Below are 22740 nucleotides of genomic sequence, written 5' to 3' on the forward strand. Positions count from 1 at the left end.
GATAGGTTAGGAAGAACGCATAACAACGATGGCGATGAAAAAGTTGCTCATAGCGTCGCTGCTGTTTGGCAGCGCCACCGTATACGGTGCAGACGGGTTCGTAGTGAAGGATATTCATTTCGAAGGCCTGCAGCGAGTCGCCGTCGGTGCGGCGTTACTCAACATGCCGGTTCGCGTAGGCGATACCGTCACTGACGATGATATCAGTAATACCATCCGTGCCTTGTTTGCCACTGGCAACTTCGAGGACGTTCGCGTGCTGCGCGATGGTAATACGCTGATTGTTCAGGTTAAGGAACGTCCTACCATTGCCAGCATCACTTTCTCCGGCAACAAGTCGGTGAAAGATGACATGCTCAAGCAAAACCTGGAAGCCTCTGGCGTTCGGGTTGGCGAAGCGCTTGACCGCACCACGATTTCCAGCATTGAAAAAGGGTTGGAAGACTTCTACTACAGCGTCGGTAAATACAGCGCCTCGGTGAAAGCCGTTGTCACGCCGTTGCCGCGTAACCGTGTTGACCTGAAACTGGTGTTCACGGAAGGGGTTTCCGCCAAGATTCAACAAATCAACATTGTCGGCAATCATGCCTTCACCAACGATGAACTGATTTCGCGCTTCCAACTGCGTGATGAAGTGCCGTGGTGGAACGTGGTCGGCGATCGCAAATACCAGAAGCAAAAACTGGCGGGTGACCTTGAAACCCTGCGCAGTTTCTATCTGGACCGCGGTTACGCGCGCTTCAATATTGATTCGACTCAGGTTAGCCTGACGCCGGACAAAAAAGGCATTTACATCACCATCAATATCACGGAAGGCGAGCAGTACAAGCTTACCGGCGTGGTAGTGAATGGTAATCTGGCAGGTCACTCGGCGGAAGTTGCCCAGTTGACCAAGATTGAGCCAGGTGAGCTGTACAACGGCAGTAAAGTGACCAAAATGGAAGACAACGTCAAAACGATGTTGGGCCGTTATGGTTATGCCTACCCACGTGTTTCCACTCAGCCAGAAATCAACGACGCGGATAAAACCGTGAAGCTGCATCTGAATATTGATGCAGGCAACCGTTTCTACGTGCGCCGTATCAAGTTTGAAGGTAACGACACCAGTAAAGACTCCGTATTACGCCGTGAAATGCGTCAGATGGAAGGTGCGTGGCTGGGTAATGCTCAAGTTGAGCAGGGTAAAGAACGTCTCAACCGTTTAGGTTACTTTGAGACGGTCGATGTTGAAACCCAGCGCGTTCCAGGTACTGCTGACCAAGTTGACGTCACCTACAAGGTGAAAGAGCGTAACACCGGTACCTTCAACTTCGGCGTCGGTTACGGCACCGAGAGCGGTGTTAGCTTCCAGGCTGGTGTACAGCAGGACAACTGGCTGGGGACAGGCTATTCCGTCGGCATCAGCGGTACCAAGAACGACTACCAGACTTATACCGAGCTGTCGGTAACCAACCCGTACTTCACCGTTGACGGTGTGAGTTTGGGTGGGCGCATCTTCTACAACGACTTTAAAGCGGATGACGCCGACCTGTCTGATTATACCAACAAGAGTTACGGTATAGACGGTACCTTAGGCTTCCCGATCAACGAAAACAACTCGTTGCGTACCGGCTTGGGTTATGTGCATAACGGCCTGTCGAACATGCAGCCGCAGATTGCTATGTGGCGTTATCTGGACTCAATGGGTCTGAACCCTAACACCACCGATCGCGCCAGCTATTCTGCCGATGACTTCACGTTGAACCTGGGTTGGACCTACAACAACCTTGACCGTGGTTATTTCCCAACTTCGGGTAACCGCACAACGCTTAATGGTAAAGTCACCATTCCTGGGTCAGATAACGAATACTACAAGTTGACGTTAGACAGCGTGCAGTACGTTCCGATCAACGACGATCGTACCTGGGTGCTGTTGGGTCGTGGCCGTCTGGGTTATGCCGATGGCATTGGCAGCAAAGAGATGCCGTTCTACGAGAACTTCTACGCCGGCGGCTCTAGCACCGTGCGTGGTTTCGGCTCCAACACCATTGGTCCGAAAGCGGTGTACTACAATTCCAGCTCGTATAGCTGCACCAATGGCACGACGATTTGTAACTCGGACGATGCAGTGGGCGGTAACGCCATGGCAGTCGCCAGTATGGAATTGATCACACCAACGCCATTCATCAGCGAGAAATACGCCAACTCAGTGCGTACTTCACTGTTTGTGGATGCGGGTACCGTGTGGGATACCAATTGGCAGAATACTGCGCAGACCAGCATGTATGATATTCCGGACTACAGTAAAGCGAGCAATATCCGCGTTTCTGCCGGTATCGCTTTGCAGTGGATGTCACCTTTGGGTCCGTTGGTGTTCTCTTATGCCAACCCGATCAAGAAATACGAAGGCGACAAGTCCGAACAGTTCCAATTTAACATTGGCAAGACCTGGTAACAGGTCCCGCTTCTGGGCATAGCAGTTATTAAGAATCGCAAATGCCAGGCGCCCGTCAGAGCACAGAGAGATGATTCTCATTGTTTTGCGGGATAAGTCTGGCAGATTGTGTACTTCAAGTGTCATATGACACAAATGGGTGATGGTAAGGAGTTTATAGTGAAAAAGTGGTTGTGTGCCGCAGGCCTCGGTTTAGCAATGGCTGCTTCAGCTGGCGTTCAGGCAGCAGATAAGATCGCTGTAGTTAACGTCTCCAGCATTTTCCAACAGTTGCCGGCTCGTGAAGCCGTTGCCAAACAGCTGGAAAACGAGTTCAAAGGCCGTGCTGGTGAGCTTCAGAACATGGAGCGTAGCCTTCAGACCAAAATGCAACGTTTGCAGCGTGATGGCGCTACCATGAAAGCCAGCGATCGTAGCAAGATGGAAAAGGACGTGATGGCACAGCGCGAGCAGTTCTCTCAGAAAGCACAGGCTTTTGAGCAGGACAACCGTCGCCGTCAGATGGAAGAGCGTAATAAAATCCTGAGCCGTATTCAGGACGCTGTGAAATCTGTTGCCAGCAAAGAAGGCTACGACGTAGTCATCGATGCTAACGCTGTTGCCTACGCAGGTTCTTCTAAAGACATCACTGCTGACGTGCTGAAACAGGTTAAATAACACATGCCTTCAATTCGACTGGCTGATTTAGCGCAGCAGTTGGATGCACAATTGCACGGTGATGGCGATCTCGTCATCACCGGCATTGCTTCTATGCATTCGGCACAGGCTGGCCAAATCACGTTTTTGTCAAACAGCCGCTATCAAGAGCAGCTGTCTTCCTGCCAGGCAAGCGCAGTAGTGCTTACCGAAGCGGATTTACCACACTGCCGTTCTGCGGCGCTGGTGGTTAAAAACCCTTACCTGACTTATGCGCGTATGGCGCAGCTGATGGATACGACGCCATCCCCGGCTCAGGATATCGCCCCAAGTGCGGTTATCTCCCCTGACGCTACGCTGGGGCAGCATGTTGCCATCGGGGCAAATGCGGTGATCGAGTCTGGTGCAGTACTGGGTGATAACGTGGTTATCGGCCCTGGCTGTTTTATCGGCAAAAGCGCACGCATTGGCGCGGGTACGCGTCTGTGGGCGAACGTAACGATTTATCATGAAGTTGAGATCGGCCAGCGCTGCTTGATCCAGTCCGGGACTGTGATTGGTGCTGACGGTTTTGGCTATGCCAACGAACGCGGCGAGTGGATCAAGATCCCTCAGCTGGGTACGGTGATTATTGGCGATCGCGTCGAGATTGGTGCCTGCACCACGATTGACCGCGGCGCGCTGGATAACACCCAGATTGGGAATGGTGTTATCATCGACAACCAATGCCAGATTGCACATAACGTGGTGATTGGCGACAATACCGCCGTCGCCGGTGGTGTGATTATGGCTGGCAGCCTGAAAATCGGCCGCTATTGCCAGATCGGTGGAGCCAGTGTGATCAATGGTCACATGGAGATCGCCGACAAGGTTGTTGTCACCGGAATGGGAATGGTTATGCGACCAATCACCGAACCTGGGGTATACTCTTCGGGCATTCCGTTACAACCCAACAAAGTGTGGCGTAAAACCGCTGCGTTGGTGATGAATATCGATGAGATTAGCAAGCGCTTAAAAGCTGTCGAACGAAAAGTCGGAAAAGACGATACCCGATAAATTGTACGCTGCATTGCGGCGGCAACTGAGCGAATCCCTTGGCATCTAAAACACGATGCTACTGGGGGATAAGTGAAGGCAGCTAACAACATGCAGTTTGCACGATGTAGGGTATAATCACTGCCGCCCGCCACACTGGGTACAAAACGAAACGCGTTGGTCATGAGACCAAAAGCGCAAAGAGTTGTTAATTTGCGGCCTGCATGACTTCCTCCTTATTGGGGGCAGCGCAGGCCGTGTTGTTGATGCCATCAGTTTTTAGAGACAGGAAGAGTATTTTGACTACTGACACTCATACTCTGGATATTGCAGAAATTTTAGAGCTGCTTCCTCACCGTTACCCGTTCTTGCTGGTCGATCGCGTCCTCGAGTTTGAGGAGCACAAATTCCTGCGTGCGGTGAAGAACGTATCTGTAAATGAGCCGTTTTTCCAGGGACACTTCCCTGGTAAACCGATTTTTCCAGGCGTATTGATTCTGGAAGCCATGGCGCAAGCCACCGGTATCCTGGCGTTTAAAAGCGTCGGCAAACTGGAACCGGGCGAGTTGTATTACTTTGCCGGTATTGACGAAGCTCGCTTCAAACGCCCGGTAGTGCCAGGCGATCAGATGATCATGGAAGTCACCTTTGAGAAAACCCGCCGTGGCTTGACGCGTTTCAAAGGCGTGGCGACGGTAGACGGCAAAATTGTCTGCGAAGCAACCATGATGTGTGCCCGCAGCCGGGAGGCATAATCCGTGATTGACGAAACCGCCTTTATCCACCCTAGCGCAATAGTTGAAGAAGGCGCCATTATTGGCGCTGGCGCGCATATCGGTCCCTTCTGCTACGTCGGCTCCCAGGTGGAAATCGGCGCTGGTACGGTACTGAAGTCCCACGTTGTGGTGAACGGCATTACCAAGATTGGCCGCGATAATCAGATCTATCAGTTCGCCTCCATCGGTGAAGTAAACCAGGATCTGAAATACGCGGGCGAACCAACGCGCGTTGAAGTTGGCGATCGTAATCGCATCCGCGAGAGCGTCACTATTCATCGCGGTACTGCGCAGGGCTCTGGCCTGACTAAAGTGGGCAGCGACAACCTGTTGATGGTTAATGTGCATGTTGCGCATGACTGCGTAGTTGGTAACTCTTGCGTACTGGCCAACAATGCCACGCTTGCGGGCCATGTCGAAGTTGATGATCATGCCATTATCGGTGGCATGACGGCTATTCATCAGTTTTGCATTATTGGCGCGCACGTGATGGTTGGCGGTTGCTCCGGGGTTGCTCAGGACGTGCCTCCTTTCGTCATCGCACAAGGTAACCACGCTACACCATTCGGCGTTAACGCCGTTGGTCTGAAGCGTCGTGGTTTTGATAAGGATGAAATGCAGGCTATCCGTAATGCCTACAAGATCCTTTATCGCAGTGAAAAAACGCTGGATGAGGCGAAGACAGAAATCGAAGCCCTGGCTAAAGAACAGCCAGTGGTGCAGCAATATCTCGATTTCTTCACCCGTTCAACCCGCGGCATTATTCGCTGACCTATGCTAAATCGCCCATTGACTATCGGATTGGTCGCCGGAGAAACGTCCGGTGATATTCTTGGCGCCGGTTTGATCCGGGCGCTCAAGGCGCAGATTCCTGACGCGCGTTTTGTGGGCGTCGCCGGCCCGCTGATGCAGGCGGAAGGCTGCGAAACCTGGTATGAAATGGAAGAACTGGCGGTAATGGGCGTGGTCGAGGTGCTTGAGCGCCTGCCACGCCTGTTAAAGATCCGCAAGGATCTTACCCGCCGGTTCAGCGACCTGAAACCGGACGTGTTTGTCGGTATTGATGCACCAGACTTCAATATCACTCTGGAAGGTCGACTGAAACAACGCGGTATCCGCACCATTCACTATGTCAGCCCGTCCGTTTGGGCCTGGCGTCAAAAGCGCGTTTTCAAAATTGGCAAAGCCACCGATTTGGTGCTGGCGTTTCTCCCTTTCGAAAAAGCGTTTTACGATCGTTTTAACGTTCCTTGTCGTTTTATTGGCCATACGATGGCCGACGCAATGCCTCTTCAGCCGGATAAACTGACTGCGCGTGCAGCATTAGGTATCGCGCCTGATGCACGTTGTCTCGCTTTGCTTCCGGGGAGCCGCGGCGCAGAAGTCGAGATGCTGAGTGCCGATTTCCTGAAGACTGCACAGTTATTGCGTACGCGTTATCCAGATTTAGAATTGGTCGTACCCTTGGTTAATGCCAAGCGACGTGAGCAGTTCGAGCGTATCAAGGCTGAAGTGGCACCAGAACTGCGGGTTCATCTGCTGGACGGTCAAGGGCGTGAGGCGATGATCGCCAGCGATGCTGCATTACTTGCCTCTGGTACTGCGGCGCTGGAATGCATGTTGGCCAAATGCCCGATGGTGGTGGGCTACCGCATGAAGCCATTTACCTTCTGGTTGGCACAGCGGTTAGTGAAAACCCCTTATGTTTCATTGCCTAATTTATTAGCGGGCCGTGAAATCGTCACTGAACTGTTACAGCATGATTGCGTACCGGAAAAACTGGCAGCGGCGGTGATGCCTCTGCTGGAAGAGAGTCCGCAAACCGATGAACTGAAACAGACTTTCCTTACTTTGCACCAAAGCATCCGTTGCGGTGCTGATGAACAGGCCGCTCAGGCTGTGTTGGAGCTGGCAAAAGCATGATTGAACCTTTCATTTATCCTGCCGCGACATTGATTGCCGGTGTGGATGAGGTTGGCCGCGGCCCCTTGGTGGGCGCGGTTGTGACCGCCGCAGTGATTCTCGATCCTACCCGGCCGATCGTTGGTTTGGCGGACTCGAAAAAACTCAGTGAAAAGCGCCGATTGGCGTTATATGACGAGATCATTGAAAAGGCTCTGTCCTGGAGTCTGGGACGCGCTGAGCCGGATGAGATTGACCAACTTAACATTCTGCATGCCACCATGCTGGCGATGCAGCGTGCTGTTGCTGGATTGCATATCGCGCCGGACATGGTATTGATTGACGGCAACCGTTGCCCGACATTGCCGATGCGTTCGCAGGCGGTAGTGAAGGGTGATAGTCGTGTCGCGGAAATCAGCGCGGCGTCCATTCTGGCGAAAGTGACGCGTGACCATGAAATGACCGAGCTGGATCGTGTATTCCCGGACTACGGTTTTGCGCAGCATAAAGGTTATCCGACCGCCTTCCATCTGGAGCGGCTGGCCGCGCTGGGTGCGACCGAGCATCATCGCCGCAGCTTTGCCCCGGTAAAAAGGGTGTTGGCGCTGTAATTTGCTGGTCTGGGCATCCAGACCAGGCACGCGATAGAGTTAACCCGGGCATCAGTTCACTGAGCCCATAGATTCAGGTATCTGGATATGGCCGAACCTCGTTTTATTCACCTGCGCGTTCATAGTGACTATTCCATGATTGATGGATTAGCCAAGATCGGACCGTTGGTGAAAAGAGCCGCCGCGTTAGCCATGCCTGCTTTGGCAATTACCGACTTTACCAACCTATGCGGTTTGGTGAAGTTTTATGGCAGCGCGCACGGCGCCGGGATCAAACCGATCATCGGCGCAGATTTTCACGTGCAAAGCGACGTGCTGGGTGATGAGCTGGCACAGCTCACTGTGCTGGCTGCCAATAATGAGGGTTACCAAAACCTGACGCTGTTGATCTCCCGCGCTTACCAGCGTGGTTACGGTGCAGCTGGCCCGATCATCGATCGTGACTGGCTGATTGAGCACCGGGAAGGGCTTATCCTGCTCTCTGGCGCACGTCAGGGTGATGTCGGTAAGTTTTTACTGCGCGGCAACCAGCCTCAGGTGGAGCAATGCCTAGAGTTCTACCAACAGTACTTCCCTGACAACTATTATCTCGAGCTGATCCGCACCGGACGGCCAGACGAAGAAAACTATTTGCATGCCGCGGTGGCGCTGGCTACCGAGCGCGGGCTACCTGTGGTTGCCACTAACGACGTACGTTTTCTGGTCGCGGATGATTTTGATGCCCATGAGATCCGCGTTGCTATCCATGACGGTTTTACTTTAGACGATCCCAAACGCCCGCGTAACTACACGCCGCAGCAATACATGCGGAGTGAAGATGAGATGTGTGAGCTGTTTGCCGACATTCCAGAAGCGTTGCTCAACAGCGTCGAAATTGCCAAACGCTGTAATGTGACCATTCGTCTCGGCGAATACTTCCTGCCGCAGTTCCCGACCGGTGACATGACCACCGAGGATTTCCTGATCCTGAAGTCGAAGGAGGGCTTGGAAGACCGGTTGGAGTTCCTGTTCCCTGATCCGGAAGTGCGTGCCCAGCGCCGCCCTGAATATGACGAACGTCTGGATATTGAGCTGAAAGTGATCAACCAGATGGGCTTCCCAGGTTACTTCCTGATCGTAATGGAGTTCATCCAGTGGTCGAAAGACAATAACGTGCCGGTTGGCCCGGGCCGTGGCTCCGGTGCCGGTTCGTTAGTCGCCTATGCGCTGAAAATCACCGATCTCGACCCGTTAGAATTTGATCTGCTATTTGAACGTTTCCTTAACCCGGAACGTGTTTCGATGCCCGACTTTGACGTCGACTTTTGCATGGAAAAACGCGACCTGGTGATCGATCACGTGGCGGAAATGTACGGTCGTGAAGCGGTATCACAGATCATCACCTTTGGTACCATGGCAGCGAAAGCGGTTATTCGCGACGTGGGGCGTGTGTTGGGCCACCCGTATGGCTTCGTCGACCGCATTTCCAAGCTGGTGCCACCCGATCCGGGGATGACGCTGGAAAAAGCCTTTGCTGCTGAGCCTCAACTGCCGGAAATATACGAGGCCGATGAAGAAGTCAAAGCGCTGATCGACATGGCGCGAAAATTGGAAGGGGTGACACGTAACGCCGGTAAGCACGCCGGTGGTGTGGTCATCGCGCCGACGAAAATCACTGACTTTGCCCCACTGTACTGTGATGCCGAAGGCCAACATCCAGTAACCCAGTTTGACAAGAACGACGTGGAATACGCCGGTCTGGTGAAGTTCGACTTCCTCGGCCTGCGTACTCTGACGATCATCGACTGGGCGCTGGCGATGATCAACGCCCGCCGAGCCAAAACCGGGCTGGAGCCGATCGATATCGCCGCCATCCCGCTCGAAGACAAGAAAAGCTTCGACATGCTCCAGCGTTCGGAGACCACAGCGGTCTTCCAGCTTGAATCACGCGGCATGAAAGATCTGATCAAACGTCTGAAGCCCGACTGCTTCGAAGATATGATCGCATTGGTGGCACTGTTCCGCCCAGGGCCGCTGCAGTCAGGCATGGTTGATAACTTTATCGACCGTAAACACGGCCGAGAAGAGATATCCTATCCGGATATCCAGTGGCAGCATGAGTCACTTAAGCCTGTGCTGGAGCCAACGTACGGCATCATCCTGTATCAAGAACAGGTTATGCAGATTGCCCAGGTGCTGGCTGGCTACTCGCTGGGTGGCGCGGACATGTTACGTCGTGCGATGGGTAAAAAGAACCCGGTAGAAATGGCCAAGCAGCGTGGCGGTTTCGAAGATGGGGCAAAATCGCGCGGGATCGACGGTGAGCTGTCGGTAAAAATCTTTGACCTGGTGGAGAAATTCGCCGGTTACGGTTTCAACAAATCGCACTCTGCCGCCTATGCATTGGTGTCATACCAAACGTTGTGGTTGAAAGCGCACTATCCCGCTGAGTTTATGGCGGCGGTCATGACTGCCGATATGGACAACACCGATAAGGTGGTGGGATTGGTGGATGAGTGCTGGCGTATGGGCCTGAAAATCCTGCCGCCGGATATCAACAGCGGGCAGTACCATTTCCACGTTAACGATGAAGGTGAGATCGTTTACGGCATCGGCGCCATCAAAGGTGTGGGTGAAGGGCCGATTGAAGCTATTCTTGAAGCGCGTAACAGCGGCGAGCAAGGCTACTTTAAAGATCTTTTCGACTTGTGTGCACGCTCAGATATCAAAAAACTGAACCGTCGCATTCTTGAAAAGCTGATCATGTCCGGGGCATTCGACCGTCTTGGACCGCACCGTGCTGCGCTGATGAATTCATTGGGCGATGCGTTGAAAGCGGCCGATCAGCATGCCAAAGCCGAAGCTATCGGTCAGGTGGACATGTTTGGCGTACTGGCGGAAGCGCCAGAGCAAGTGGAGCAATCCTACGCTAACGTGCCTCGCTGGCAGGAGCAGGTGGTACTGGACGGTGAGCGGGAAACCTTGGGGTTATACCTCACCGGGCACCCGATCACCCAGTACCTGAAGGAAATCGAACGCTATGCCGGTGGCCAGCGTTTGAAAGATATGCACCCGACGGATCGGGGCAAAATGACGACCGCTGTTGGGCTGGTGATTGCCTCGCGGGTTATGGTCACCAAGCGCGGTAATCGCATCGGAATCTGTACCCTGGATGACCGTTCTGGCCGTCTGGAAGTGATGTTATTCACCGATGCGTTAGAAAAATACCAGCATTTATTGGAAAAAGACCGTATCCTGATCGCCAGTGGACAGGTCAGCTTTGATGACTTTAGCGGTGGGCTTAAAATGACCGCCCGTGAGCTAATGGACATCAGTGAAGCCCGTGAAAAATACGCTCGCGGGCTTGCTATCTCGCTGACGGACAGGCAAATTGATGACCAGCTTTTGAACCGTCTCCGTCAGTCTTTGGAACCCCATCGCTCGGGGACGATTCCAGTGCATCTTTACTATCAACGGGAAGATGCGCGGGCCAAGCTGCGTTTTGGCGCAACCTGGCGCGTGACGCCAACCGACCGCTTATTGATTGATTTGCGGACTTTGGTAGGTAATGAGCAGGTGGAACTGGAATTTGACTAAAATAGGAATGCTATGAGTCTGAATTTTCTTGATTTTGAACAGCCGATTGCAGAGCTGGAAGCGAAAATTGACTCGCTGACTGCAGTCAGCCGTCAAGACGAAAAATTAGATATTAATCTGGACGAAGAGGTTCAGCGCCTTCGTGAAAAGAGCGTTGAGCTGACGCGCAAGATTTTTTCCGATCTTGGGGCTTGGCAAGTTGCCCAATTGGCACGCCATCCGCGCCGTCCTTATACCCTGGATTATATCAAACACATCTTTACCGACTTCGAAGAGTTGGCGGGTGATCGTGCCTATGCCGATGATAAAGCGATTGTTGGTGGTATTGCGCGCTTAGATGGCCGCCCGGTGATGATCATCGGTCACCAGAAAGGCCGTGAAACCAAAGAGAAAATCCGCCGTAATTTCGGCATGCCGGCACCGGAAGGCTATCGCAAAGCGTTGCGCCTGATGGAAATGGCTTCTCGCTTTAAGCTGCCGTTGATCACTTTCATCGACACCCCAGGTGCATACCCGGGCGTGGGTGCGGAAGAGCGTGGCCAGTCAGAAGCGATTGCCCATAACCTGCGTGAAATGTCTCGTCTGAATATTCCGGTGATTTGTACCGTAATTGGCGAAGGCGGCTCTGGCGGCGCATTGGCTATCGGCGTTGGCGACAAAGTGAATATGCTGCAGTACAGCACCTACTCGGTGATCTCACCGGAAGGTTGTGCATCAATCTTGTGGAAGAGCGCTGATAAGGCACCTCTGGCTGCAGAAGCAATGGGCATCACCGCACCACGTCTGAAAGAGCTTAAGCTGATCGATTCGATGATCCCGGAGCCGTTGGGTTCTGCTCACCGCGACGTGCCTGCGATGGCTGCGACGCTGAAAGCACAGCTGCTGGCTGATCTGAAAGATCTCGACGGCTTGAACAACGAAGAGTTGCTCAACCGCCGTTATCAGCGCTTGATGAACTACGGCTATTGCTGAGTTCCGCTCTGCGTTGCAAGAAACCGCCTTCGGGCGGTTTTTTTTTGGCTACACACCACCGGATTTTCATGTTGTTATAAGGGTTTGGCAGTTAACTGACAGGAGCAGTCGATGAACATCATCGCGATCATGAGCCCAGCGGGCGTTTATTACAAAGACGAGCCGATCCGTGAGCTCCACACGGCATTGACTGCAATGGATTTCCAACTGGTGTATCCAAAAAACAGCGGTGATCTGCTGAAGTTAGTCGAGGCCAATGCGCGCATCTGCGGGGTGATCTTTGACTGGGATGACTACAGCCTGGAATTGTGCAGCGACATCAACGAGCTGAACGAATACCTGCCACTGTATGCCTTTATCAATACTCACTCCACCTTCGACGTCAGCCTGCACGAAATGCGTATGGCTTTGTATTTCTTTGAATACGCACTGAATGCGGCGGGTGATATTGCACAGCGCATCCAGCAATACACAGCGGAATACATCGATACCATTACGCCACCCTTGACCAAAGCGTTGTTCAATTATGTGCGAGAGGGGAAATATACGTTCTGTACGCCAGGCCACATGGCCGGTACAGCCTTCCAAAAAAGTCCGGTCGGTTGCCTGTTTTACGACTTTTTCGGTGCCAATACTCTGAAAGCTGACGTATCAATTTCTGTCACTGAACTGGGATCGTTGCTGGATCACACAGGCCCGCATTTGGAAGCAGAAGAGTATATTGCGCGTACTTTTAATGCCGAACAAAGCTATCTGGTGACCAATGGCACCTCCACGGCCAATAAAATTGTTGGGATGTATTCTGCGCCAAGTGGCAGCACTGTCTTGATCGACCGAAATTGCCACAAATCGCTGTGTCATCTGTTGATGATGAGCGATATCGTGCCGATTTACCTACGTCCACTGCGCAATGCCTATGGCATTCTTGGTGGCATTCCACGCCACGAATTCACCCATGAGAGTATTGCCGCTAGGGTCGCGACGACGGCCAATGCCAGCTGGCCAGTGCATGCAGTGATCACCAATTCTACCTATGATGGTTTGTTGTATAACACCGACTACATAAAACAGACGCTGGATGTGCCCTCAATCCACTTTGATTCCGCTTGGGTGCCTTATACCAACTTCCATCCCATTTACGACGGCAAGAGCGGTATGAGCGGCGAACGTACGCCCGGCAAGGTGATCTACGAAACCCAGTCTACGCACAAACTGCTGGCCGCGTTTTCGCAGGCCTCGATGATTCACATTAAGGGTGACTACGACGAAAGCACCTTTAACGAAGCCTATATGATGCATACCACCACCTCGCCGAATTACGGCATTGTGGCATCGATGGAAACGGCTGCCGCGATGCTGAGGGGCAATCCAGGCCGTCGATTGATTAACCGTTCAGTGGAGCGTGCTCTGCATTTCCGCCGCGAAGTGCAGCGGTTGCGGGAGGAGAGCGATAGCTGGTTCTTCGACATCTGGCAACCGGAAGAGATAGACGAGGCGCAGTGTTGGCCGCTGAATCCTGATGATAACTGGCACGGTTTCGGCAACACCGACAGCGATCACATGTATCTGGATCCGATCAAAGTCACTATTCTGACGCCGGGCATGAACGAGCTTGGCATGTTGGAGGAAGACGGTATACCGGCGGCGCTGGTGGCAAAATACCTGGATGAACGCGGTATCGTCGTGGAGAAGACCGGGCCTTATAATCTGTTGTTCTTGTTCAGTATTGGCATCGATAAAACCAAGGCGATGAGTCTGCTGCGCGGTTTGACCGATTTCAAACGTGCTTATGATCTTAACCTGCGAGTGAAGAATATGCTGCCGGACTTGTTCGCGGAAGATCCGGATTTTTACCGGAATATGCGTATTCAGGATCTGGCGGCCGGGATCCACCGCTTAATCTGCCAACACGATCTGCCACGTCTGATGCAGCGGGCGTTCGACGTGCTGCCGGAAATGAAGTTGACGCCACATCAGATGTTCCAACAGCAAGTGCGCGGCAACGTGGAAACTTGCGAGCTGGATCAGTTGGTCGGCAAAGTGGCGGCTAATATGATTCTGCCTTATCCGCCAGGGGTGCCGCTGGTAATGCCAGGAGAGATGATTACCGAGGAGAGTCGTGCAGTGCTGGATTTCCTGCTGATGCTGTGCTCGATCGGTGAACATTACCCAGGCTTTGAAACCGATATCCACGGTGCAAAATTGACTGAGGATGGGCGTTATTTGGTTAAGGTGCTGAAGACGCCATTAGTTTAAGCAAACTCTCGACAGATCAGGTTCACGCTGCTTTGTGGCAGCGGTTCCTGAGTCAGGCCACAAAACGGCAGGCCATCATGCCGCTGATGATAACGGCAGCTATGGCACTCACCAAAGAGTGCCACATTATCGTCTTGTTTTTGCAGCTGACGCAGCAACTGCGTTAGCAATTCCACCAACTGTCCACCTTCCTGCTGCATGGCATTCTGTGCATCTTGCAAATAGGCGGGCGGGAACAAAGCATCCATCAACATGCGTGATTTATCAGTCAGCTTAAGCCTGACACTTCGCCGGTCTTTCTCGTCTGCAGTACGGGCAATCATCCCATTACTCTCTAGCTTTTTCAGCGACTGCGATACCGTGCCCTTGGTCAGGCCGAGATATTCCGCTACCGCCATCGGCGTGTTGGAGTAATGGTTGCAGCGTGCCAGATAGTACAACGCACTCAGCTGTACCGGCGGCAGGCTTTCCAGCTCTTCATGGCTGCGCAACCAGCTGCGTTGCAGGCTATTTAGCCGCTCCAATAAATCAAACAGTCTCAAGATGGGATCCTCGTTAGTGTGGGAAAATAGTATCGATTAAAAACTATATTGACAAGAGGAGGTGAAGGATTTATCGTGTATTTGGTTTCGAATCGAAACTAAATAAGTGAATTCATTTCACACACAGTCAGAACCAAGGAGAATTATCATGACCAAGGCCGTTTTCTATCATGCCGGTTGTTCGGTTTGCGTTAGCGCAGAACAGCAGTTGTTGGGCCTGTTGAGCCAGGATGTGCAAGTGGATGTGGTTCATTTGGGGGAAAAACCGGCGCGTATCGCCGAAGCAGAAAAAGTTGGGGTACAGAGCGTACCGGCGCTGGTGGTGGATGGGCAAGTACTGCACATCAACTACGGTGCTGCGCTGGCAGATCTTAAAGCCTGATCTGCCTGTTGCGTTGCTGATTTCTGAATGACGGCCCCGTCTTATATGCGGGGCTTTTTGTCGTTGACGTCACCAACGACGCCAGATACCGTGCCTCATCACACTGATAATGAGACACACTATGTTGGCACTTCGTCAGATACATCACATTGCCGTCATTGGTTCGGACTATGCGGCCAGTAAGCATTTTTATTGCGATATCTTGGGTTTTACCTTACTCGGCGAGTTTTACCGCGAGGAGCGCGACTCCTGGAAGGCCGATTTGGCACTCAATGGCCAATACAGCATCGAACTGTTTTCCTTCCCGTCTCCACCGGCTCGGGTCAGTCGCCCAGAGGCCTGTGGCCTGCGCCATCTGGCATTCAGCGTCAATGACATCGAACAGGCTATCCTGCATTTGCAAAATGCCGGTGTGGTTTGTGAACCGGTGCGTGTCGATCCTTATACTCAGTCCCGGTTTACTTTTTTCAGCGATCCCGATGGGTTGCCTCTAGAATTATATGAGGTATGAATGCTTAATCGGGGCATATCGACGCAGGCCGGGCGCTCATATGGTATTATCCCGCGCTTGCCGCACCCCCTTTTGAGTTATTTTCACTATGCAAGAACCCGTTTTTCGCGTTGGTGAGTGGTTGGTTACTCCCGCAGACAACAAAATAAGCCGTGACGGGCGCCAGCTGGCGTTGGAACCGCGCTTAATCGATATGCTGCAATATTTCGCCCGACACCCGGATGTGGTGCTGAGTCGCGATGAGCTGATCGACAACGTTTGGAAGCGCAACATCGTCACCAATCATGTGGTGACGCAGAGTATTTCCGAACTGCGTAAATACCTGAAAGACGGCGATAGCAACAGTCCTGAATACATTATTACCGTGCCTAAGCGCGGTTATAAATTGGCTGCGCCGGTCATGTGGTGTGAAGGGGAAGATGCGGTGTTGCCACGGGTGGCAGTCATTACTCACGAGCCGGAAGATGGCAGTGAAGATGACGGTGAAGACTATGAACCGCCAAAACCCACCGTGACTAAAATGCCACCGACTACGTCGAAGGTACCTTTTTACCGTCAATCACCGTTCTGGGTGTGGTTGGCTTTCCTGGTGGCGTTGAGCGCCTGCGTGGTGTTTGTCGCTATTGCTACCTTGTCGCGGCGCATACCGGAATCCACCATGCCGGTACTGATGAATCCACGCGATATTGATATCCGTATTCAGGGGGGCAACAGTTGCAGTAACTGGACGCCGCAGCTCTCTTACGTCGTTGGCCTGAGCGAAGTGGTGACGGATTCGCTGAATACTTATTCCACTTTCCTGGTGCACGATCAGACCAACTACAACTACACCGGACCAAGCAGTTCGGGAAAATCACTGACCATTGAGTTCGTCAATCAACGCCATTACCGGGCACAGCAGTGCTTCCTGTCGGTGAGGCTGGTGGACAATGCGGACAGCTCAATCATGTTGGATAAACGCTACTTTGTCACTGCAGATAACCAACTGAAAATTCAGGAAGACTTCCTTAGCAGCCTGTCAGTTGCGCTCAATCAACCATGGCCACCCCAGTTGCAGCAGCGTCTTATGCGGCTCTTACCGAATTCAGGCCCGGCCTTGCAACAGTATTATCAGGCACATCAATTGTTAATCCAGGGGGATATCGACTCCCTGACGCATGCCAGTAGCATGCTGGGTGAGATGGCAAAATCTTCACCAGACTTTATTTATATTGCTGCAGAAAAAGCGCTGGCGGATTTACTGCGCAACTCTTATCAACCTTTTGACAGTGCGCAGTTGGCACAATTGAGCACGGAGATTGCTCACCTGGACACGTTACCTGCATTAAAAGACAGCCCCATTATTCAGCAAATCCATACGATACAGGCGCTGGGGGAGGGGAAAACGGACGAGGCTTATCAGGCGATAAATAAAGGCATTGAGTTGCAGATGTCATGGATGAATTATGTGTTACTCGGCAAAGTTTACGAAATGCAGGGCCATAACCGTTTGGCCGCAGACTCCTATATCACTGCATTTAATCTTCGCCCAGGAGAGAATACGCTGCATTGGATCCGTAATGCTGTCTTCCACACCTCAGTAAACACCGTGGTTCCTTACCTGGAAAACTACAACCCAAATAAATAATGTCCGTTGATTAACACCGCCTGCACGCATTATCGGATAGGTGGTGTTATTTATTGTGCTTTATTTGTTAAATTAAATAAATTTCCTGGTTGGAAGTTTACACCATAAAAATCCCGTTTGTTATTATCGAATAACAACACTACCTCTATGTTTTAATTGAATGTTTATCTTTTCTTGAGAGCGGGTTTATCTCTTGATGTGTTAATGAAAAAGCTCAATTTATCATTTGTATGATCATGAGCGTAATATCACTTTATCTTTAGGACTTTATTCCCGCCGATCATTAGCATCCTGACTATCAAGTCCGGTCATTAGCAAATTTGCATAACGACCAAGACTTATAAGAAATCAAAATCAGGAGAAACTGACCATGGCTTCATCCAAGAAAATAGGGCTTATTGCCTGCACCGGCGTGGTTGCCGGTAATATGATGGGGAGCGGCATTGCTTTATTACCTGCGAACCTGGCAAGTCTCGGTTCTATCGCTATCTGGGGATGGGTAATCTCCATTATTGGCGCGATGTCACTGGCTTATGTATATGCGCGTCTGGCCACTAAAAATCCTCAACAGGGCGGTCCTATTGCTTACGCGGGTGAAATTTCCCCGGCATTTGGTTTCCAGACCGGCGTGCTTTATTACCATGCTAACTGGATCGGTAATTTGGCTATCGGCATTACCGCAGTTTCTTACCTTTCTACCTTCTTCCCAGCACTGAATAACCCGGTACCGGCAGGTATTGCCTGTATTGCTATCGTGTGGGTGTTCACCTTTATTAACCTGCTCGGCGGGACTTGGGTCAGCCGTTTGACCACCCTCGGCCTGGTGTTGGTGCTGATCCCGGTGATTGTGACCGCGACTGCTGGCTGGCATTGGTTCGACGCTGCAACCTACCACGCTAACTGGAACACTTCCGGTACCACCGACAGCCATGCGGTAATCAAAAGTATTCTGCTGTGCCTGTGGGCGTTCATCGGCGTAGAGTCTGCCGCTGTGAGCACCGGCATGGTGAAAAACCCGAAACGCACCGTACCGCTGGCAACCATGCTGGGTACCGCGCTGGCCGGGATTATCTACATTGCAGCCACTCAGGTGATGAGCGGTATGTTCCCGGCTAGCCAAATGGCTGCCAGCGGTGCACCGTTCGCCGTCAGCGCCTCCGCCATTATGGGTAACTGGGCTGCACCTCTGGTCTCTGCCTTCACTGCCTTTGCCTGCCTGACTTCACTGGGGTCTTGGATGATGCTGGTTGGCCAGGCTGGGGTCCGTGCCGCCAATGACGGCAACTTCCCGAAAGTGTACGGCGAACTGGATAAGAACGGCATTCCTAGAAAAGGTCTACTGTTGGCCAGCTGCAAAATGACCGCGCTGATGGTGTTGATTACTGCCATGAGCTCCGGTGGCGGTAAAGCTTCCGATCTGTTTGGGATGTTAACCGGTATTGCGGTACTGCTGACCATGTTGCCTTACTTCTACTCTTGCGTAGACCTGATCCGCTTTGAAGGCGTCAATATACGTAACCTGTTGAGCCTGATTGCATCGGTTCTGGGTTGTGGCTTCTGCTTCATCGCACTGATGGGCGCCGAATCGTTCGAACTGGCCGGCACCTTCATCATTAGCCTGATCATTCTGATGTTCTACGCCCGCAAAATGAATACTCGCCAGACGGCCAAAACCGTAGCTATCGACGGCAACACGACGGCCAAAGCGCACTAAGTACGCACTGACCCACTTCTAATTCAGCCCCTTGCAACAATTGTCATCTGTGATGGCAAGGGGCTCGCATTACCTGGAGAAATGATTATGAACGTTATTGCTATCATGAACCACATGGGTGTCTACTTTAAAGAAGAGCCCATCCGCGAACTGCACAACGCGTTAGAAAAACTGAATTTCCGCATTGTTTATCCGAACGACCGCGAAGACCTGCTCAAACTGATCGAGAATAATGCTCGCCTGTGTGGGGTTATCTTCGACTGGGATAAATACAACCTTGAGTTGTGTGAAGAAATCAGCCAGTTGAATGAGTACATGCCGCTGTATGCATTTGCCAATACCTATTCAACTCTGGATGTCAGCCTGAACGATCTGCGTATGCAGGTACGTTTCTTTGAGTATGCCTTAGGTGCAGCTAACGACATTGCTGACAAGATTAAACAAAACACTGATGAATACGTCGATACCATCTTGCCTCCACTGACCAAGGCACTGTTCAAATATGTGCGTGAAGGTAAATACACCTTCTGTACACCTGGCCATATGGGCGGTACTGCCTTCCAGAAAAGCCCGGTAGGTAGCTTGTTCTATGATTTCTTTGGCCCGAACGCGATGAAATCCGACGTTTCGATTTCAGTATCTGAACTCGGTTCGCTGCTGGATCACTCCGGCCCGCACAAAGAAGCTGAAGAGTATATTGCCCGCGTATTCAACGCTGAACGTAGCTACATGGTGACTAACGGGACGTCTACGGCCAACAAAATTGTTGGTATGTACTCCGCACCTGCCGGCAGCACAGTGTTGATCGACCGTAACTGCCATAAATCGCTGACCCATCTGATGATGATGAGCGACATTACGCCGATCTATTTCCGCCCGACCCGTAATGCTTATGGCATCCTCGGTGGTATTCCACAGAGCGAGTTTACCCGTGCCACTATCGCCAAACGCGTGAAAGAAACGCCGAACGCCACCTGGCCTGCACATGCGGTTATCACCAACTCGACTTATGACGGCCTGCTGTACAACACCGATTTCATTAAGAACACGCTGGATGTGAAATCCATCCACTTTGACTCTGCCTGGGTGCCTTACACCAATTTCCACCCGATTTATAAAGGCAAATGCGGCATGAGTGGCGGTCGTGTGGAAGGGAAGGTGATTTATGAAACTCAATCTACCCATAAACTGCTGGCGGCGTTCTCACAGGCCTCAATGATCCACGTGAAAGGTGACATTAACGAAGAAACCTTTAATGAAGCCTATATGATGCACACCACCACTTCACCGCACTACGGTATCGTGGCATCTACCGAAACCGCAGCGGCAATGATGAAAGGCAATGCCGGTAAGCGCCTGATCAACGGTTCAATTGAACGTGCTATCAAGTTCCGTAAAGAAATCAAACGCCTGAATGTGGAATCTGAAGGTTGGTTCTTTGATGTTTGGCAGCCAGAACACATCGACGAAGCGGAATGTTGGCCGCTACGTTCCGACAGTGCCTGGCATGGTTTCAAAGGTATTGATAACGAACATATGTACCTTGACCCAATCAAGGTCACCATGTTGACACCAGGGATGAGCAAAGATGGCCAAATGGAATCGTTTGGTATTCCTGCCAGCCTGGTTGCGAAATACCTTGATGAGCACGGCATCATTGTTGAGAAAACCGGTCCATATAACCTGTTGTTCTTGTTCAGCATCGGTATCGACAAAACCAAAGCTCTCAGCCTGCTGCGCGGTCTGACTGACTTTAAACGCTCGTTCGATCTGAACCTGCGGGTGAAAAACATGCTGCCTTCGCTGTACAAAGAAGCCCCAGAGTTTTATGAGAATATGCGGATCCAGGAGCTGGCTCAGAATATTCACAATCTGGTGAAACAACATAACCTGCCGGATCTGATGTACCGCGCCTTTGAAGTACTGCCAGCCATGGTGATGAATCCGTTCAAAGCCTTCCAGAAAGAACTGCACGGTGAAGTAGAAGAGGTTTATTTGGAGGAGATGGTCGGCAAAGTGAATGCCAACATGATCCTGCCATATCCTCCAGGTGTTCCACTGGTCATGCCGGGTGAAATGCTTACTGAAGAAAGTCGTCCGGTGCTGGAGTTCCTGCAAATGCTGTGCGAAATCGGCGCGCATTACCCAGGCTTTGAAACCGATATCCACGGCGCTTATCGCCAGGCGGATGGACGTTATACCGTTAAGGTATTGAAAAACGATAAATAAGTGCAATAACAGGGGAGGCGTTCGCGCTTCCCCTTTGTCGTTCAACGACTGATGGGAGAAAACCATGAAAACACCCTCACAGCCGCGCGCAATCTACTATGTCGTAGCCATACAAATTTGGGAATATTTCAGCTTTTACGGCATGCGTGCGTTACTTATTCTCTATCTTACCCACCAACTTGGTTATTCCGACAGCCGCGCCATTAGCCTTTATAGCGCCTACGCTTCCCTGGTTTACGTTACGCCGATTCTTGGCGGCTTGCTTGCCGATCGCCTGCTTGGCAACCGCGTCGCAGTCATTGCTGGAGCGGTGCTCATGACATTGGGCCATATCGTACTCGGCCTGAGCGCCGTATCTACACATTCACTCTATCTGGCATTGGCGATCATCATCTGCGGTTATGGCCTGTTTAAATCCAATATCAGTTGCTTACTGGGTGAGCTGTATCAGCCGCAGGATACGCGCCGTGAAGGGGGCTTCTCCCTGCTGTATGCTGCCGGGAATGTCGGCTCGATTCTGGCACCAATCGCCTGTGGGTTGGCAGCGGAACGCTACGGTTGGCATGTAGGCTTTGCACTTGCGGGTATCGGTATGTTGGCTGGGTTAACGATTTTCTTGTGCGGTAGCCGCCATTTCAGCCATACGCGGGGCGTAGACCGTGCTCAAATGTCTGCTACCACGTTACAGGTGCCAAACTGGGTATGGTTGAGCGTCATGCTGTTGCTCGCGCCGTTGTTTTTCACCGCGCTGTTCATTTACGACTTGGCCGGGCAGTTACTGATGCTAGTGTGTGCCGCTGCCGTCGTGATGGTAGTGCGTATCATGGCTCGCGCCACGACGATACAGCGCCGTGGGTTGTGGCAGATCGTCATGTTGATGCTATTGGGTACCTTATTCTGGGCTTTCGCTCAGCAGGGCGGCAGCTCCATTAGCTTGTTTATCGATCACTATGTCGATCGCCAATGGTTTTCCTGGTCGGTACCGACCGCATTGTTCCAGTCGGTGAATGCTTTTGCCGTCATGTTTGGCGGTGTGATGTTGGCCTGGCTGGTAAGAGGAAATAGCAGTGGGAGCCGAACACTGCGTATCTGGGGAAAATTCGCCTTTGGTTTGTTACTGATTGGTGTGGGTTTTACCTTGATGGCACTGAACGCCCGTTACGGGCAAGGCTCGATGACGTTAATGATCGCCGGGCTTTCTGTCATGGGGCTCGCTGAGTTGTTTATCGATCCTGTTGCGATGGCGCAAATTACGCGTCTGAATATTCCCGGTGCCACCGGAGTATTGACCGGTATTTATATGCTGACCACCGGTTCGATAGCCAATTATTTGGCGGGTATTATCGCAGGCCAGACCGCTGACGACCCGGCAACGGGAGCGACGGCGCAAGCCTATGTCCATCTGTTTGCTCAAATTGGCTGGTGGGCGCTGGGCTGCACGGCGGCAGTGGTGGCAGTATTGGCCATGTGGTGGTTACTGACTGGACGGCATATCCGTGCGGTTAATGCTTGATTGATGGTATGACGGGGGTTAACG

The 22740-nt window shown here is 52.0% G+C and carries 17 protein-coding genes; 16 read left to right on the forward strand and 1 reads right to left on the reverse strand.

The features are described 5' to 3' along the window. Positions 1 to 28 precede the first annotated feature (28 nt). From bamA to SGR01S_RS20810, 10 genes are all read left to right on the forward strand, one after another. Complete coding sequence (gene bamA / locus SGR01S_RS20765) at positions 29 to 2434, forward strand: outer membrane protein assembly factor BamA (RefSeq protein WP_061808472.1); 2406 nt, start codon at positions 29 to 31, stop codon at positions 2432 to 2434. Between the two features lie 159 nt (positions 2435 to 2593). Beyond that, complete coding sequence (skp, locus tag SGR01S_RS20770; protein ID WP_037418831.1) at positions 2594 to 3091, forward strand: molecular chaperone Skp; 498 nt, start codon at positions 2594 to 2596, stop codon at positions 3089 to 3091. A 3-nt stretch (positions 3092 to 3094) separates the two neighbouring features. Then, entirely contained in the window at positions 3095 to 4126 is a 1032-nt protein-coding gene (lpxD, locus tag SGR01S_RS20775) for a UDP-3-O-(3-hydroxymyristoyl)glucosamine N-acyltransferase (protein ID WP_061808473.1), read from the forward strand. A 278-nt stretch (positions 4127 to 4404) separates the two neighbouring features. Continuing rightward, positions 4405 to 4860 (forward strand): 3-hydroxyacyl-ACP dehydratase FabZ, encoded by a 456-nt coding sequence (gene fabZ / locus SGR01S_RS20780; RefSeq protein WP_017893789.1) that lies wholly within the window; start codon positions 4405 to 4407, stop codon positions 4858 to 4860. 3 nt (positions 4861 to 4863) lie between these two features. Then, positions 4864 to 5652 (forward strand): acyl-ACP--UDP-N-acetylglucosamine O-acyltransferase, encoded by a 789-nt coding sequence (gene lpxA / locus SGR01S_RS20785; RefSeq protein WP_037418828.1) that lies wholly within the window; start codon positions 4864 to 4866, stop codon positions 5650 to 5652. 3 nt (positions 5653 to 5655) lie between these two features. Further along, complete coding sequence (gene lpxB / locus SGR01S_RS20790; RefSeq protein WP_037418825.1) at positions 5656 to 6804, forward strand: lipid-A-disaccharide synthase; 1149 nt, start codon at positions 5656 to 5658, stop codon at positions 6802 to 6804. Next, positions 6801 to 7394, forward strand: a complete 594-nt coding sequence (gene rnhB / locus SGR01S_RS20795) for a ribonuclease HII (RefSeq protein WP_037418824.1) — start codon at positions 6801 to 6803, stop codon at positions 7392 to 7394. The genes lpxB and rnhB overlap by 4 nt, the downstream gene beginning before the upstream one ends. 87 nt (positions 7395 to 7481) lie before the next feature. Further along, positions 7482 to 10970 carry a DNA polymerase III subunit alpha gene (gene dnaE / locus SGR01S_RS20800; protein WP_037418820.1) on the forward strand — a complete coding sequence of 1163 codons (3489 nt, stop codon included), beginning with the start codon at positions 7482 to 7484 and terminating at the stop codon, positions 10968 to 10970. Between the two features lie 12 nt (positions 10971 to 10982). After that, positions 10983 to 11942: an acetyl-CoA carboxylase carboxyl transferase subunit alpha gene (gene accA, locus SGR01S_RS20805; RefSeq protein WP_061808474.1), complete on the forward strand. Its 960-nt coding sequence runs from the start codon at positions 10983 to 10985 to the stop codon at positions 11940 to 11942. A gap of 111 nt (positions 11943 to 12053) precedes the next feature. Then, positions 12054 to 14198: a lysine decarboxylase LdcC gene (locus SGR01S_RS20810; RefSeq protein ID WP_061808475.1), complete on the forward strand. Its 2145-nt coding sequence runs from the start codon at positions 12054 to 12056 to the stop codon at positions 14196 to 14198. On the opposite strand, the gene SGR01S_RS20815 is transcribed toward SGR01S_RS20810, so the two are convergent. Then, complete coding sequence (locus tag SGR01S_RS20815) at positions 14195 to 14740, reverse strand: MarR family winged helix-turn-helix transcriptional regulator (RefSeq protein WP_061808476.1); 546 nt, start codon at positions 14738 to 14740, stop codon at positions 14195 to 14197. The two genes, SGR01S_RS20810 and SGR01S_RS20815, sit on opposite strands and share 4 nt — an antisense overlap. Before the next feature lie 148 nt (positions 14741 to 14888). Here SGR01S_RS20815 and SGR01S_RS20820 point away from each other — a divergent pair, with 148 nt between their 5' ends. The 6 genes from SGR01S_RS20820 to dtpD all read left to right on the forward strand — a co-directional run bounded on the left by SGR01S_RS20820 (position 14889) and on the right by dtpD (position 22716). After that, positions 14889 to 15122, forward strand: a complete 234-nt coding sequence (locus tag SGR01S_RS20820) for a thioredoxin family protein (RefSeq protein WP_037418808.1) — start codon at positions 14889 to 14891, stop codon at positions 15120 to 15122. A gap of 121 nt (positions 15123 to 15243) precedes the next feature. Then, complete coding sequence (locus SGR01S_RS20825; protein ID WP_061808477.1) at positions 15244 to 15633, forward strand: VOC family protein; 390 nt, start codon at positions 15244 to 15246, stop codon at positions 15631 to 15633. Between the two features lie 88 nt (positions 15634 to 15721). Continuing rightward, the gene (gene cadC / locus SGR01S_RS20830; protein ID WP_061808478.1) at positions 15722 to 17260 is read left to right on the forward strand and encodes a lysine decarboxylation/transport transcriptional activator CadC; all 1539 of its coding nucleotides are present in this window, start codon (positions 15722 to 15724) and stop codon (positions 17258 to 17260) included. 370 nt (positions 17261 to 17630) lie between these two features. Then, the gene (gene cadB / locus SGR01S_RS20835) at positions 17631 to 18974 is read left to right on the forward strand and encodes a cadaverine/lysine antiporter (protein ID WP_037426456.1); all 1344 of its coding nucleotides are present in this window, start codon (positions 17631 to 17633) and stop codon (positions 18972 to 18974) included. Positions 18975 to 19061: 87 nt separating this feature from the next. Beyond that, positions 19062 to 21203 (forward strand): lysine decarboxylase CadA, encoded by a 2142-nt coding sequence (gene cadA / locus SGR01S_RS20840; RefSeq protein ID WP_037426453.1) that lies wholly within the window; start codon positions 19062 to 19064, stop codon positions 21201 to 21203. A gap of 64 nt (positions 21204 to 21267) precedes the next feature. Beyond that, a complete protein-coding gene (gene dtpD / locus SGR01S_RS20845; protein WP_037426450.1) occupies positions 21268 to 22716 on the forward strand; it encodes a dipeptide permease DtpD in 1449 nt (482 codons plus the stop codon). Positions 22717 to 22740: the final 24 nt, after the last annotated feature.

This window comes from Serratia grimesii NBRC 13537, from assembly GCF_001590905.1.
Lineage (GTDB): Bacteria > Pseudomonadota > Gammaproteobacteria > Enterobacterales > Enterobacteriaceae > Serratia > Serratia grimesii.